Annotated in this window: 14 protein-coding genes; 6 read left to right on the top strand and 8 right to left on the bottom strand. The window is 75.9% G+C overall.

Annotation, left to right across the window (positions count from 1 at the left end; translation table 11 throughout):
* Positions 1–50 precede the first annotated feature (50 nt).
* Entirely contained in the window at positions 51–2,765 is a 2,715-nt protein-coding gene (locus O2W53_RS09955; protein WP_269162892.1) for a putative bifunctional diguanylate cyclase/phosphodiesterase, read from the top strand.
* Between the two features lie 12 nt (positions 2,766–2,777).
* Here O2W53_RS09955 and menD read toward each other — a convergent pair whose 3' ends face one another.
* Together menD and O2W53_RS09945 are read right to left on the bottom strand one after the other, a co-directional pair.
* Positions 2,778–4,523, bottom strand: a complete 1,746-nt coding sequence (gene menD / locus O2W53_RS09950; RefSeq protein ID WP_269162891.1) for a 2-succinyl-5-enolpyruvyl-6-hydroxy-3-cyclohexene-1-carboxylic-acid synthase — start codon at positions 4,521–4,523, stop codon at positions 2,778–2,780.
* Positions 4,520–5,482 (bottom strand): o-succinylbenzoate synthase, encoded by a 963-nt coding sequence (locus O2W53_RS09945; protein ID WP_269162890.1) that lies wholly within the window; start codon positions 5,480–5,482, stop codon positions 4,520–4,522. Before O2W53_RS09945 ends, menD begins: the two co-directional genes overlap by 4 nt.
* Before the next feature lie 126 nt (positions 5,483–5,608).
* Between O2W53_RS09945 and O2W53_RS09940 the strand changes: the two genes are divergently transcribed.
* The 4 genes from O2W53_RS09940 to O2W53_RS09925 are packed head-to-tail and all read left to right on the top strand — an operon-like array spanning position 5,609 to position 8,917.
* Entirely contained in the window at positions 5,609–6,310 is a 702-nt protein-coding gene (locus O2W53_RS09940) for a CDP-alcohol phosphatidyltransferase family protein (RefSeq protein WP_269162889.1), read from the top strand.
* Positions 6,303–6,860: a hypothetical protein gene (locus O2W53_RS09935; RefSeq protein WP_269162888.1), complete on the top strand. Its 558-nt coding sequence runs from the start codon at positions 6,303–6,305 to the stop codon at positions 6,858–6,860. The genes O2W53_RS09940 and O2W53_RS09935 overlap by 8 nt, the downstream gene beginning before the upstream one ends.
* A 27-nt stretch (positions 6,861–6,887) precedes the next feature.
* On the top strand, positions 6,888–8,048 hold the full coding sequence (gene menE / locus O2W53_RS09930) for an o-succinylbenzoate--CoA ligase (RefSeq protein ID WP_269162887.1): 1,161 nt from the start codon (positions 6,888–6,890) through the stop codon (positions 8,046–8,048).
* Positions 8,048–8,917 (top strand): 1,4-dihydroxy-2-naphthoate polyprenyltransferase, encoded by an 870-nt coding sequence (locus O2W53_RS09925; RefSeq protein ID WP_269162886.1) that lies wholly within the window; start codon positions 8,048–8,050, stop codon positions 8,915–8,917. Before menE ends, O2W53_RS09925 begins: the two co-directional genes overlap by 1 nt.
* Positions 8,918–8,951: 34 nt before the next feature.
* Here the strand turns inward: O2W53_RS09925 and O2W53_RS09920 are convergent, their stop codons facing one another.
* Both O2W53_RS09920 and O2W53_RS09915 read right to left on the bottom strand, forming a co-directional pair.
* Positions 8,952–9,275 (bottom strand): DUF4229 domain-containing protein, encoded by a 324-nt coding sequence (locus O2W53_RS09920; protein WP_269162885.1) that lies wholly within the window; start codon positions 9,273–9,275, stop codon positions 8,952–8,954.
* Positions 9,268–9,705 (bottom strand): Lrp/AsnC family transcriptional regulator, encoded by a 438-nt coding sequence (locus O2W53_RS09915; RefSeq protein WP_269179138.1) that lies wholly within the window; start codon positions 9,703–9,705, stop codon positions 9,268–9,270. The genes O2W53_RS09920 and O2W53_RS09915 overlap by 8 nt, the downstream gene beginning before the upstream one ends.
* 130 nt (positions 9,706–9,835) lie before the next feature.
* On the opposite strand from O2W53_RS09915, the gene O2W53_RS09910 reads away from it, so the two are divergent.
* Positions 9,836–10,078, top strand: coding sequence for a hypothetical protein (locus O2W53_RS09910; protein WP_036333158.1), 243 nt, complete (start codon positions 9,836–9,838; stop codon positions 10,076–10,078).
* A gap of 88 nt (positions 10,079–10,166) precedes the next feature.
* On the opposite strand, the gene O2W53_RS09905 is transcribed toward O2W53_RS09910, so the two are convergent.
* The 4 genes from O2W53_RS09905 to O2W53_RS09890 form a co-directional block, all read right to left on the bottom strand.
* Positions 10,167–10,559 carry a hypothetical protein gene (locus O2W53_RS09905; protein ID WP_269162883.1) on the bottom strand — a complete coding sequence of 131 codons (393 nt, stop codon included), beginning with the start codon at positions 10,557–10,559 and terminating at the stop codon, positions 10,167–10,169.
* Positions 10,560–10,692: 133 nt separating this feature from the next.
* Positions 10,693–11,676, bottom strand: coding sequence for a c-type cytochrome biogenesis protein CcsB (gene ccsB, locus O2W53_RS09900; protein WP_269162882.1), 984 nt, complete (start codon positions 11,674–11,676; stop codon positions 10,693–10,695).
* Positions 11,673–13,325 carry a cytochrome c biogenesis protein ResB gene (gene resB, locus O2W53_RS09895; RefSeq protein WP_269162881.1) on the bottom strand — a complete coding sequence of 551 codons (1,653 nt, stop codon included), beginning with the start codon at positions 13,323–13,325 and terminating at the stop codon, positions 11,673–11,675. Before resB ends, ccsB begins: the two co-directional genes overlap by 4 nt.
* Positions 13,322–14,188 carry a cytochrome c biogenesis protein CcdA gene (locus O2W53_RS09890; RefSeq protein ID WP_269162880.1) on the bottom strand — a complete coding sequence of 289 codons (867 nt, stop codon included), beginning with the start codon at positions 14,186–14,188 and terminating at the stop codon, positions 13,322–13,324. The genes resB and O2W53_RS09890 overlap by 4 nt, the downstream gene beginning before the upstream one ends.
* Positions 14,189–14,193: the final 5 nt, after the last annotated feature.

The raw sequence follows: 14,193 nt of genomic DNA, 5'->3' as shown, positions 1-14,193 counted from the left end.
CACGTTCCGAGACTGTTCGGTACAGGACACCGACAGGGGGACGACGGGACATGGACGGCAGGACGGCGAACGGCCGCGACCGCAGGGTCGCTGTCGCCTGGCTGTCGCTGGCCGCTGCCCTCGTCGTCCTGGTCGGGTCCACCGGCGGCGAGACCGTGTCCTCGGTCGTCTCCCTGGTCGTCAGCATCACCGCCGCGGTCGCCGCATGGCTGGGCGTCCAGCGGTGCCGCCCGGGGCCGGCGGCCCGGTGGGTCGCGGTCGCCGTCTCGTTCAACGCCCTCGGCGACCTGCTCTGGCAGCTGCAGGCGTGGCTGGCCGACTCCCCGCCGGACGTCTCGGTGGCCGACGCCGCCTACCTGGCCTCCTACTGCGCCCTCGGGGCCGCCCTGCTGGTCTACGCCGGGGACGGCGACCCTCACCCACGGGCGCGGTTCCACGCCCTGCTCGACGGCGCGGCCGTGCTGGTGGTCGCCCTGCTGGTGGTCTGGCAGAGCTCCGTGCACTCGACGCTGACCGACGCCGACCTGCCGCTGGGCACCCGGGTCATCTGGGCGGCCTACCCGCTGCTGGACGCGGTGGTCATCGGCCTGGTCGTACGCGGCATGGTCGTGCAGTCGCGGGTCAGGCTGCCGACGCTGCTGCTCGGCCTCGGCTCCACCGCCTGGCTCGCCTCCGACCTGGCCTGGCTGTTGCTGGCCGCCCCGGACACGGTCAGCGGCTGGCTGGACGCCGGCTGGCTGATCGGTGCGGCCGCGTTCGCCGCGCTGCCCTGGACGGACCGCTCGGGCCTCCCGACCGGCCCGACGGTGACGCCCGCCACGGCTGGGACCGGACGCTGGCGGATGACCCTGGCCTTCCTGCCGCTGCTGGTTCCTGGCGCCTTCGAGCTCCGGGCCTGGCTGGCCGGTGAGGACATCGACCCCTTGCCCGGCCTGCTGGCCACCTCCACGCTGACCGTGCTGATGATCGTGCGCGCCCAGCGGCTGCTCGCCGACCAGAGCCGCGCCCGGGCCGAGGTCCACTCCCTGGCCCGGCGGTACGAGGCGCTGGCGATGACCTCCTCCGACGCGGTGGCCGTCGTCGACCGCGACGGGCGGCTGACCTCGGACTCCCGGTCACTGGCCGAGCTGCTCGGGCGCCCCGGGGGCGCCGGGCGGTCGCTGCCGCAGTTGCTCAGCGGCATCGGCATCGACCCCGCCGACGTGCTGACGGCCCTGGACCGCGCCCGGCTGGTGCCCGGTGAGCCGGTGGAGCTGGACCTGCGCGGGGACCACCCGACCGGGGGCACGGTGTGGCTGGGCGGTCGCGCCGTCGACCTGCGGCACGACCCCGACGTCGGCGGCATCGCCGTCAGCGTCTACGACATCACCCCCCGCAAGCTCGCCGAGCAGGAACTGGCCCACCAGGCCTTCCACGACGGGCTCACCGGGCTGGCCAACCGGTCGCTCTTCCTGGACCACGCCGAGCAGGCGCTGCGCCGGGCCGGCCGCACCGGCAGCCCGCCGATCGTGCTCTGCCTGGACCTGGACGGCTTCAAGGACGTCAACGACAGCCTCGGCCACCTGGCCGGGGACGACCTGCTCCGCACGGTCGCCGAGCGGCTGCAGGGCGTCGTCCGGGCGGCGGACACGGTGGCCCGGCTGGGCGGCGACGAGTTCGCCGTCCTCATCGACGACACCCGGGGCGGCCTGCCGGCCGCCGCCTCGCTGGCCGAGCGGCTGCTGCAGGTCCTCGACGAGCCGGTGCTGCTGCACGGCCACCGGGTGACCGTGGCCGCCAGCATCGGGATCGTCGCCGCCGAGCCCGACGCGACCCCGCTGTCGCTGTTCCGCGACGCCGACATCGCGATGTACCAGGCCAAGGCCGCCGGCCGTGCCCAGTGGGTGGTGTTCGACCCGGGCATGCGCACCGCGGCGCTGGAGCGGATCGAGCTGGAGCGGGAGCTGGGCGGGGCACTGGCCGCCGGCCAGCTGCGGCTGGTCTACCAGCCGGTCGTCGACCTGCAGACCGAGCGGGTGGTCGGCTTCGAGGCGCTGCTCCGCTGGCAGCACCCCACCCTCGGCGCGATCAGTCCGGACCGGTTCGTCCCGATCGCGGAGGACTCCGGGCACATCCTGCCGATCGGCCGCTGGGTGCTGGCCGAGGCCACCGCCACCGCCGCCCGCTGGCAGCGCGCCCACCCCCGGAGCACGCCGCTGTCCATGGCGGTCAACGTCTCCGCGCGGCAGCTGGCCGGCGGCACCCTGGTCGACCACGTCGCCGAGGCGCTGACCTCCAGCGGGATCACGCCGTCCTCGCTGGTCCTGGAGGTCACCGAGACGGCGCTGGTCACCGACCCGGACGCGGTGGCCGAACGGCTCCTGGAGCTGCGCGCGCTGGGCACCCGGCTGGCCCTGGACGACTTCGGCACCGGCTACTCCTCGCTAAGCTACCTGCGCCAGTTCGACGTCGACGTGCTCAAGATCGACCGCTCGTTCGTGAACCTGCTCGACGGCTCGGCCGACGACGCGGCGATCGTGCACGGGCTGGTCCAGTTGGGCCGCACGCTGCGGCTGGAGGTCGTCGCCGAGGGCGTGGAGACCGAGGTCCAGCGCGACCGGCTGCGCGCGGAGCGCTGCGACCTGGCCCAGGGCTGGCTGTTCGCCAAGCCACTGGAGGTCGACGAGGCCGAGCTGCTGCTGCTCGCCGAGGCGTCCACGGCACCGGCGCTGCCCCGGCCGCGGCCGGCGACCAGCCCCGGCGACCTGCCCGTCGCCCAGGCCTGAGCCGGCGACAGCTCAGCCGAGGGCGGTGACGGCGGCCGCGCGCAGCCGCGTGGCCAGAGCCGCCTCGGCAGCCGCGTCGGTGCGGACGACGACCACCCGCGGCCCGCCCGCCCCCAGCGCGGCGACCAGCTGGGTGGGGTCGCTGACCGCGGTCGCCGCCCAGCCGAGCGAGCGGGCCACCGCCACCAGGTCCCGGCCGTGCGGGGTGCCGAACACCCGCCGGTAGCTGGCCGCGTACTGCGGCTGCCCCGGCTCCAGCTGGGCGAAGATGCCGCCCCCGTCGTTGTCCGGGACGACGACGGTCAGGTCCGGCCGCGGCTCACCGGCCCCGGGCAGCAGCCCGGTCAGGTCGTGCAGGAACGTGAGGTCGCCCATCAGCGCGAACGCCGGCCCGCCCCCGGCCCCCTGGTGCGCCAGCGCAGCCCCGACCGCCGTGGAGATCGTGCCGTCGATGCCGGCCACCCCCCGGTTGGCCAGCACGGTCACCCCGGGCCGCGGCACGGCCAGCCGGTCGACGTCGCGCACCGGCGTCGAGGAGCCCAGCACCAGCAGCGCGCCGGCCGGCAGCAGGGCCACCAGGTCCCGGGCCAGTCGGGCCGCGGTCAGCCCACGCCCGGGGACGTCGTCCAGCTCTGCGTCGACCGCCGCCCCGACCAGCCGGGCGGCCTCGGCCCACTGACCTGCCCACTCCCCGCCGCCCCGCGGCCCGGGGTCGCGCAGCGCCAGGCCCGGGTCGAGCTGGGCGCTACCGACGACGCTGCTGCCCCGGCCCGGGTCGGCCCAGCGCGGCGTCGGCCCGTAGGTCTCCACGGTCACCGCCGGGTCGCCCAGCAGGGCGTTGACCGGCCGGGAGAGCGTGGGCCGGCCGACGACGACCACCCGGTCGGGCCGGTGTGCGGCCAGCCAGTCGGCGGCCCCCAGCAGCAGGGCCGGCCCGCGCACCGCCCCGCTCGCCCCCCAGGCCCCGCTGCTGGGCTCGGCCAGCACCGGCCAGCCGCGCTGGTCGGCGACGACGGCAGCGGCCCGACCGACCGCGGAGGGCGCGTCCCCGGCGACGAGCAGGGTGCGACCTCCGCCGGCCGGCTCGCCGCCGGTCAGCGGCGCGCTCCGCGTCCCGTCACCGGCCGAGGTGGTCCACGCAGCGCCGTCGGGGCGCCCGGCGAGGTCACCCGAGAGCGGCGCCGGTCGCTCCCCGCCGTCGTCGGGCATGAGCGGCTCACGGAGGGACAGGTTCAGGTGCACCGGGCCGGGGTCGCCGGACAGCGCACCCCGGGCGACGAGCAGCGCCTTGGCGACGACCGACCGCCAGTACCTGTTCTGTGCTGCCTCGCGACCCGGTTCGGGCACCCCGACGTCCAGTGCCCAGCGCACCGCACCGCCGTAGAGGCCGACCTGGTCGATCGTCTGGTTGGCGCCGGTGGCGCGCAGCTCCGGCGGGCGGTCCGCGGTCAGCGCCAGCACGGGCACCCCGCTCTCGTGCGCCTCCAGCACCGCCGCGTGCAGGTGGGCGGTCGCCGTCCCGGAGGTGGTGAGCACCGGCACCGGCCGCCCGGCGGCCTTCGCCAGCCCGAGCGCGAGGAACGCCGCCGTCCGCTCGTCGATCCGCACGTGCAGCCGCAGCCGGCCCGCCATCTCCGCGTCGGCCAGCGCCAGGGCGACCGGCGCGGAGCGGGAGCCGGGGGCGACCACCGCGTCGGTGACGCCGCCGCGGACCAGTTCGTCGACGAGCACCCGGGCGAAGGCGGTGGCCGGGTTCACCGGGCCGTCACCGCGGCCAGCCGGGCGCGCCAGCGCTGCTCGACCGCCGGGTCGGCCGCGGTCTCGGCGAGCCGGTCGGGCTCCGGGCGGCGCACCGGCAGCGCACCGTCGACCGGCAGCAGCGGGTCACCGGTGACGTCGTCGGTGAACAGCGCGACGGTGGCCAAGCCGCAGGCGAACGGCAGCTCCGGCAGCGCGGCGGCCAGCGCGACGCCGGCGGCGATCCCGACCGAGCTCTCCAGCGCCGAGGAGACCACGCACGGCAGCCCGTGCGCCTCGGCGACCGCCAGCGCCGCCCGCACCCCGCCCAGCGGCTGCACCTTCAGCACCACCACGTCGGCCGCCTCGCGCAGGTCGACCTCGCGGGGGTCGGCGGCGCGGCGGACCACCTCGTCGGCGGCCACCCGGACCTCGACCCGCCGGCGCACCGCCGCCAGCTCACCGATCGTGGCGCAGGGCTGCTCGGCGTACTCCAGGCCCACCCGGTCCAGCTCGCGCAACCGCGCGACCGCGGTGTCGACGTCCCAGGCGGCGTTGGCGTCCACCCGGATCGCCCCGGCCGGGCCGAGCGCGTCGCGCACCGCCTCGACCCGGGCCAGGTCGTCGGCGGCGGACTGGCCGGGCTCGGCGACCTTCACCTTCGCGGTGCGGCACCCCGACGCCGTCACGATGGCGTGTGCCCGGTCCGGCTCCACGGCCGGCACCGTGACGTTGACCGGCACGCTGTCCCGCAGCGGGTCGGGCCAGCCGAGGACGGCGGCCTCGTGCGCCGCGGCCCACCAGCGGCGGCTCTCGGTGACGTCGTAGTCCCAGAACGGGGAGAACTCGCCCCAGCCGGCCGGGCCGTGCACCAGCACCCCGTCGCGGACGTCGATGCCGCGGAACCGGGTGCGCATCGGCACCGACCAGACGTGCACCGCCAGGGCCGCCGCTGCGGCGTCGGGAGGGGCGGTGACCACGGCCGACAGCGTAGGCGGGCGGCCGGGACACCCGGCCGTGGTCCTGGTGCACAGACCAACCGACCCCTAGCGTGCACTCCGCAGCGCCGCCGTGATCACGGCGCGCCCGAGACCCGGAGGTCCCCCGTGGCCCACTCGACGGCTCCAGGGACCGTCACCGCCGACCGCACCCCGCGCCGTCCCGGGCTGCCGGTGCGGTGCGGCGTGCGCGGCTGCGCCTGCGAGGACCCCCGCCAGCTGCGCAACGCCGCGAACCTGGTCACCGTCATCCGCACGCTGGCGTCGCTGGCGCTGGTGACCACCGCCGCCGTCCAGCACTCGTGGCCGTGGCTGCTCGCCGCCTACCTGACCTACTGGATCGGCGACTCCGCCGACGGCAACGTCGCCCGGTGGCGGGACCAGGAGACCCGCTTCGGTGCGGTGTTCGACGTGGTCTGCGACCGGATCAACTGCATCAGCTGCGCCCTGGTGCTGCTGATGTTCATCGACGCACCGTGGCCGGTGGCGGTCTTCCTCTTCCAGTTCGTCGTGGTCGACCTGCCGCTGACCCTGCTGCCGATGCGCTGGCCGGTGCTCTCGCCCAACTACTTCTTCCTCGTCGACCGGCTGGCCTGGACGTTGAACTGGCATGTGGTCGCCAAGGTCACCAACACCACCCTGCTGGTGCTGCTGCTGGTGTTCGTGCCCGACCAGCGGGTGGCCCTGGTCGCCGCCTCGGTGGTGCTGGTGATCAAGGTCTGGTCGCTGGGCCGGGTGCTGCGGCTGCCCCGGCCGACCGACCCGGTGCACGTCCGGCAGCCGACCCCGGGCGCCGCCGCCCGTGCCTGACGCCGGCGCGATCGGGCTGATCGCCCTCGGCCTGGTGGTCGGCGCGGTCTCCGCGGTCACCCCGTTCCTGCCGGTGGAGGCCTACGTGATCGGCCTGGCGGTGACCCACTCCCCCACCGTGGCCGTCGCCGGCGCCGTCGCCGCGGCGATCGGCCAGACCGCGGGCAAGGTACTGCTGTTCTCCGCGGCCCGGGGCGCGACCAGCTCACGCTGGCTGGAGCGGCTGCGGGAGCGCGGGGCGGCGGAGGCGGCCGCCATCGCCGCCGCCGAGGCGGCTGGGGAGCCACCCCCGGGCGGGCCGGTGAAGCGGGCGCTCCGGCCGGTGGGCCGCTGGCTGGGCCGGGTCAACGCCCGCGGCGTCGCGCTGCTGTCCGGCCGCTGGGGTCCGGGGGTGGTGCTGCTCAGCGGCTCGGTGGGCATCCCGCCGCTGCTGGCGATCGCCTTCTACGCCGGGACGTCGAAGATGAGCCTGCGGGCGTTCGTGGTGACCTGCCTGATCGGCCGCGCCATCCGGTTCGTCGTCCTGGCGCTGGTGCCCGACCTGTTCTGAGTGCGGGCCGCCGTAGCCTGACTCCTCGTGCACCGGCAGCTGACCCTCGTGGCCGCGCCGCCGCCGGAGGCGGCCGCGGCGGTGCTGTCCACCGTCTGGCCGGCGCTCCTCCGCAGCCTGGACGGCGACGGGCCGCTGGCCGTGCTGCCCGCCGGCACCGGGCCCGCCGACGCCGCGCGTGCGGTGCTCCGGCCCGACGAGCCGCTGGAGCCGGGCACCGACCTGGTCGTGGTGACCTCCGGGTCGACCGGCGTCGGCAAGGGCGTGCTGCTCTCCGCGGCGGCGCTCCGGGCCTCGGCGGCCGCCACCGCCGACCGGCTGGGCGGCCCCGGCAGCTGGCTGCTCGCCCTGCCGACCTCGGCGATCGGCGGGCTGCAGGTGCTGGTCCGCACCGCGCTGGCCGGCCGGGAGCCCGTCGTCCTGAGCCGGGGCGAGTCGCTGGCCACCGCCGCGGCCCGGCTGCCGGCCGGCGACCGCCGCCACGTCGCACTGGTGCCCACCCAGCTGCGCCGGTACCTGGCCGACGAGCCGGCCGCGCTGGCCTCCTTCGACGGCGTGCTGATCGGCGGCGCCGCCACCGACCCCGCCCTGCTCGCCGCCGCCCGCCGCGCCGGGGTGCAGGTGCGCACCGCCTACGGCATGAGCGAGACCGCCAGCGGCTGCGTCTACGACGGCGTGCCGCTGGCGGGGGTCTCCGTGCGGGTGGCCGACGGGATCGAGCTGGCCGGCCCGGTGCTGGCGCACGGCTACCGGCTCGACCCGGCCGGGACGGCGGCCGCCTTCCGCGACGGCTGGTTCCGCACCCGGGACGCCGGCTCACTGGACGACGCCGGCCGGCTCACCGTGCACGGCCGGCTGGACGACGTGGTGATCAGCGGCGGGGTCAACGTCTCCCCGCAGGCGGTCGAGGCGGTGCTGCGCGAGCACCCGTCGGTCACCGACGCCGTCGTCACCGGGCTCCCCGACCCCGAGTGGGGGCGGCGGGTCGTCGCCGCCGTCGTCGCCGCCCCCGGCACCACCCCGGACCTGGCTGAGCTGCGCCCCTGGGTCACCACCCGGCTCGGCGCGGCCTCCGCCCCCCGCGAGCTGACGGTCGTCGACGCCGTGCCCACCCTGCACACCGGCAAGCCCGACCGCCGGGCCGTCGCACGCACGCTGTTCACACGCACGCCGAGAGGAACCGACTGATGGCCACCCCCGCCCAGTGGCTGGCAGGCGCCCGACCCCGCACGCTACCCGCCGCGCTCGCCCCGGTGCTCGTCGGCTCCGGCGCCGCGGCCGCGCTCGACGGCTTCCGGCTGGTGCCCGCGCTGCTCGCCCTGGCCGTCGCGCTCGCGCTGCAGGTGGCGGTCAACTACGCCAACGACTACTCCGACGGGAAGCGCGGCACCGACGCCGACCGGGTCGGCCCGATGCGGCTGGTCGGCTCCGGCGCGGCCACCCCGCACCAGGTGCTGGTCGCCGCGCTGGCGTCCTTCGCGGTGGCGGCGGTGGCCGGCCTGGCGCTCGCAGCGGTGTCCAGCTGGTGGCTGGTCGCCGTCGGCGCGGTGAGCATCCTGGCGGCCTGGACCTACACCGGCGGCCCGATCCCCTACGGCTACCGGGCGCTGGGCGAGGTCTTCGTCTTCGTCTTCTTCGGCCTGGTCGCCGTGGTCGGGACGACGTTCGCCCAGACCGAGACGCTGGACGGGCTGGCGTTCGCCGCCGCGGTGCCGATCGGGCTGCTCTCGACGGCGCTCCTGGTCGTCAACAACCTCCGCGACGTGCACGGGGACGCCGCCGTCGGCAAGCGGACGCTGGCGGTGCTGCTCGGCGAGGCCCGCACCCGGCTCTTCTACACCGGGCTGCTGGTCGTCGCCTTCGCCGTGATCGCCGGGATCGGCGTGGTCCGGCCCTGGGCGCTGCTCGGTCTGCTCGCCGCCCCGCTGGCGGTGCCGCCGGTGCGCACGGTGCTGGGCGGCGGCCGCGGGCCGGCGCTGATCGGCGCGCTCAAGGCCACCGGTCAGCTCACCCTGGTCACCGGCGTCCTCTTCGGCCTCGGCCTCGCCCTCAGCTGACGCCCCACCTCGAGCGGCCCCCGCAGCGGGGCCGTCAGGCGTCGTCGGCGGCGGTGCCGCGGAGCTCGGCGCGCAGCCGCTCCTTGCGCTCGTTGCGTGCCACCAGGGCACCGGTCAGCTGCTCGCGCACCCGGCCCAGCGCCAGGTAGGACACCGGCATCGCCAGCAGCACCCCGAACAGGAAGCCGGGGGTGCCGGGCAGCCCGAGCACCCACAGCAGCCCGATCAGCGCGGCGGCGATCGCCAGCCGCCCGAGGGTGTAGATCGCCAGCCACTTCGCGACACCACCCTGGCTCGGCGCCCCGCCGTCGGTGCCCCCGGGCACGGAGGCCCCGGCTGCCCTCATCTGCTCAGCCACGACGGCCCTCCCACTTGGTCGACAGCACCACGGTCGTCCGGGTGCGTGCGACGCCCCGGACCCTGTTCAACGCACTGATGGTGTCCTCCAGTGCCCGGATGTCGGGAACCCGCACCTTGAGCACGTACCCCTCGCTGCCGGCGACCCGCCAGCAGTCCTCCACCGACGACAGCTCCGCCAGTGCCTCTTCCAGGCCGGTGTCGTCGACCTGGTCGCTCTCGATCACCCCGACCAGGGCGGTGACACCGAGCCCGACCGAGGCCGGGTCGACCAGCGCCTGGTAGCCGGTGATCACACCGGCGGCCTCCAGCTTGCCGACCCGCTCGTGCACCGAGGGGGCCGAGAGCCCGACCTGCCGGGCGAGCTCGGCGTAACTGGCCCGGCCGTTGGCCCGCAACAGGCTGATCAACTGCTCGTCGACCGCGTCGATGTCGCCCTCCGGCTCCTCGGGTGCGCGCCCGGCGGACCGCCGGCGCAGGGCCCGCCCCGGTCGGGCAGGAGATCACCGGGTCCGAGTATCGCCGCGGTCGTACATTGGTGGCGATGAGGGGGGTGGCCTGATGGTCTTCCTGGTGATGTTGGTGATCGCGGTGGCCGTGGTCGTGCTCGTGATGCGCGCCGCGTCGGCGCAGGACGGTGGCCGAGGAGGGTCGGGCGGCATCGGTCGCCCGGAGCGTCCGCCGCGTGGGCCCCGCCCACCGCGAGCGCAGCGGCCGACCCGGCCGGTGGCCCCGGACGACGACCCGGAGTTCCTGCGTGAGCTGGAGCGGCGGGCCCGTCGGGACGACGGCAGCCTGAACTGAGACCCGCGGGCCCACTGGCCCGCTCCCGGACGCACCACGAGCCGTCAGCCCTGCGGGGCTGGCGGCTCGCTGCGCCTGGACGTCCTTCTCAGGCGGCGTTGCTGCCGGACGGCGCGGGAGAGGCGGCCGGGCTGACGCCGAGCCACCGGCGCCAGCCGAACCGCCGCCCGGCAGGTCGTCCGTCCCCGGCCGCCGGGGCCACGGGAGTCGCGGGAGTCGCGGCCTCCGTGGTGGCGGACTCCGTCGTGTCGGCCGCGGGGTGCGTGGCGTCGTCGCGGTCCGGCCAGCCGAGGCCGGAGCCCTCGCCAGGCTCGCCGGGCCAGCCGAGGCCGCCGTCCGACTGGCTGTCGACCTGCTGACGGTCGGGGAGGCCGGGCGCGTGCCGGGGCGGGCCCGGCTCCACCGACGTCGTCCGCAGCCGCAGCGCGTCCGCGACGATCGGGTCGACGCGGGCACCGTTCCCCGCCGAGTGCCTACCCACGGTGGACCCGGCCGCGCTCAGTCATGCGGTCAGGATGCACGGTCCAGCCCCCGGAGCGCACCTCTCCGGGTACCACGCGGTCCCTGTCCACCCGATCGTGACGGTGGGTGGCCGCCTCGGAGCGCCCGAGGCGTCAGACGCCGCCGTAGCTGTGCAGGCCGGTCGACACCAGGTTGACGAACAGCAGGTTGAAGATCATCACCACGAGGCCGACGATGTTGATCCACGCCGAGGGGCGGCCCCGCCAACCGGCCGTGGTGCGGGCGTGCAGGTAGGCCGCGTAGACGATCCAGGCGATGAACGCCCAGGTCTCTTTCGGGTCCCAGCCCCAGAACCGGCCCCAGGCGCTCTCCGCCCAGATCGCGCCGGCGATGACCGCGAAGGTCCAGATGGGGAAGCCGAAGACGGCGGTGCGGTGGGCCGTGCGGTCCAGCGCCGCCGCCGTGGGCAGCCGGTCCAGCAGGGAGGGGGCAGCAGGAGCGCCCGTGGAGGCACCGGCGGTCACCGTCGCGTCCCGCCGGGTGCGCACCAGGTAGAGCGCGCTGGCGATGCCGCTGACGAAGAAGATGCCAAACCCGATGGTGGCGGTGCTCACGTGGATCGCCAGCCAGCTGGACCGCAGGGCGGCCACCAGCGGGCCGGCCTCGGCGTACAGGAACAGCCCGATCAGCACCATCGACAGCACCACGGGCGCCAGCAGGAAGACGCCGATGTGCCGCAGCGACGGCGCCCGCACGGCGAGCACCAGGTAGGCCACGACGGCGACCAGGACCACCGCGGTGGCGAACTCGTACATGTTGCCCCAGGGCAACCGGTCGGTGGCCATGCCCCGGGTCACCAGCACCCCGGCGTGGGTCACCGCGCCGAGCCCGGTCAGCACCATCGCGACCAGGCCCAGCCGGCGGGCCCGAGCCGGCTCGACCGGCTCGCCGGCGGCCCGGACGTCGACCGGCGGCTGGGCGGGGACGCCACCGGCGGCGACCAGCTGCTCGCTGCGCCCGCGGACGGAGCGGCCGAAGGCCAGCTCGGCGCAGAAGGCGACCACGGCCAGGGAGTACAGGCCGACGCTGATCGAGAACAGGGTGTCGGACAGTGCGGCCAACGACTCGTCGATCACGACGGCGGTGCCTCCTCATCGGGTGCCGGCCCGTGTCCACGGGCCGCTGGGGTGCTCGCCGGGGCGTCGGCGCGGGCGGCCAGGGCTGCCTGCACGTCCTCGGTGAGCGAGGTGAAGCGGGGACCGGTGTCAGCGCTGCCGCGGGTCAGCGAGCCGATCGACAGCACGGTACCCCCGCCGTCCGGTGCGGGGCCGGAGCGGGCGAACACCCGCTCCCGGCGCACCAGCAGCATGCCCAGCAGGCCCACCAGGACGGCGATCGACGCCCCGAGCACCCACACCTGGCCGGGGTCGTGCGAGACCTGCAGGGCCGCGAACTCCTTCAGGCCGCTGAAGGTGACCACGGTGCCGTCGGGCAGGGTGGTCGACTCTCCGATGGCGAGGTTGGTCCGGGCCACCCGGTTCAGCAGACCCCGGTCGATCTGCTCCCGGTCCAGCGCGTAGACCGACTGCGGCAGGCCGGAGTCCAGCCCCAGGTAGCCGGTGTAGACGTCGATGCCGACCTGCGGGTCCAGCGGCTGCGGGTCGATCGAGGTGAGGACGCCGGCCTGCAGCACACCGGTCGGGGCGAGGAAGCCCTCGATCGCCAGCTGCTCGGTCGAGCCGGCACCCAGGTCGGGCACCTTGAGCACGCCCTGGCTGAGCATCGTCCCCAGGTCGGCGGGGAGGAACGGCGCGGAGAGGTCGGTGAACGTCTGGCCGTCCGGCCGGGTGATGCTGAAGACGGGGCTGAAACCGTGCCCGGTGACGTAGACCCGGTCGCCGCCCACCCGCAGCGGGTCGTTGACCCCGATGGTGGTGCCCACTGGATCGGCGCCGTCCAGCTCCCAGCTGATGTCCGCGGTGTACGAGGCCGCGGTGAGGTTCTCCTCGTACTCGGCCTGGAAGTCGTCGAGGTCCACGCACAGCCGCGAGAGGTCCTCACCGTCGACCAGCGGCCCGGACCGGTGGGTGTCGTACTGCTGGAACGCGTTGCAGAAGCCCTGGCCCTCAGTCACCAGGATGCTGCCCTCGTAGCCCCAGAGCTTCCCGCCGGCCAGGCCGAGCAGCAGCGCCAGCAGCGAGAGGTGGAACAGCACGTTGCCGGTCTCCCGGAGGTAGCCCTTCTCCGCGGAGACCTCCGGACCGGACCGGCCCTCCCGGCGGACGACGCGGAAGCGGCGGACCCGCAGCTCCTCCTCCACCACGTCCAGCGCGGCCGGGCCGGCCAGCGAGGTGGTCAGCGCCGCCGACTCCGGCAGCCGCTGCAGGTGCCGGGGTGCCGTCGGCGGCGGGGTGAACAGGGAGCGGCCGTGCTCGATCGCCCGGGGCACGACGCAGCCGATCAGCGAGATGAACAGCAGCAGGTAGATCGCCGCGAACCAGGGCGAGCTGAAGACGTCGAACAGGTAGAGCCGGTCCAGCCAGGGTCCGAGCGTGGGGTACTCGGCCAGGTAGCCGGCCACGTCGCTCTGCGACAGCGACCGCTGCGGCAGCAGCGAACCCGGGATCGCCGCGACGGCCAGCAGGAACAGCAGGATCAGCGCCGTGCGCATCGCGGTGAGCTGCCGCCACCAGCGCAGCAGCCGGCCCGCCACCCGGCGGCCGGGCGAGGGCGGGGACGGCGGGCTGGCCGGTGCGGCCGGCCGCGGCGGAGCGGTTGCGGTCACAGCGGCGCCGACTCGGCCAGACCGGTGGCGGCCAACCAGCCGCGCAGCCAGATCATCAGCTCGGTCCACGCCCCGGTGACCAGCATCAGCCCGACGCCGATCAGCACGATCCCACCGATCCGGGTGACCGTGCGGGCGTTGCGGCGCAGGAACGACATGGTCCCCACGGCCCAGCGGGCGCCCAGCGCCACGAGCACGAACGGCACGCCCAGCCCCAGGCAGTAGGCCAGCCCCAGGAACGCGCCCCGCCCCACGGTCGCCTCGCTGAAGGCCAGGCTCTGCACGGCCTGCAGGGTCGGGCCCAGGCACGGGGTCCAGCCCAGGCCGAAGACCACGCCCAGCAGCGGGGCGCCGGCCAGGCCGACGGCGGGGCGGGCGGAGATCCGGGCGGTGCGCTGCAGGAACGGCAGCCAGCCGAGGAAGCCCAGCCCGACCACGATGGTGACCAGGCCCATCACCCGGGTGATCACGTCGTTGTACTCGAGCAGCAGCCGGCCCAGCCCGCCGACGGCGCTGCTGATCGCCACGAAGACCACCGTGAAGCCGAGCACGAACAACACCGAGCCCAGCACCATCCGGCCGCGCGAGGCCCGCTCGTCGACCGGCCCGACGGCGGTGGCCACCGAGGCGCCGCCGGCGAGGGGCTGGCCCCCCGACACGGCACCGGCCGACGCGGGGACCGGCGCCGGGACCGGAGCCGCCGTCCGCGGGGCGCTGCCCACCAGGCCGGTGACGTAGGAGAGGTAGCCGGGGACCAGCGGCAGCACGCAGGGCGAGGCGAAGCTGATCAGCCCGGCCAGTGCCGCCACCGCGGCGGCGACCAGCAGCGGCCCGTCGCCGATCAGCTCCCTGATGGCCTCCACCACGG

It is taken from the genome of Modestobacter sp. VKM Ac-2978, assembly GCF_026968025.1.
Lineage (GTDB): Bacteria > Actinomycetota > Actinomycetes > Mycobacteriales > Geodermatophilaceae > Modestobacter.
This window is presented reverse-complemented; position numbering and strand designations above follow the sequence as displayed.

Coding starts and splice junctions, on each gene's coding strand:
- O2W53_RS09955 (WP_269162892.1), top strand. CDS start 51: ATGGACGGCAGGACGGCGAACGGCCGCGACCGCAGGGTCGCTGTCGCC.
- O2W53_RS09925 (WP_269162886.1), top strand. CDS start 8,048: ATGGCCACCCCCGCCCAGTGGCTGGCAGGCGCCCGACCCCGCACGCTA.
- O2W53_RS09910 (WP_036333158.1), top strand. CDS start 9,836: ATGGTCTTCCTGGTGATGTTGGTGATCGCGGTGGCCGTGGTCGTGCTC.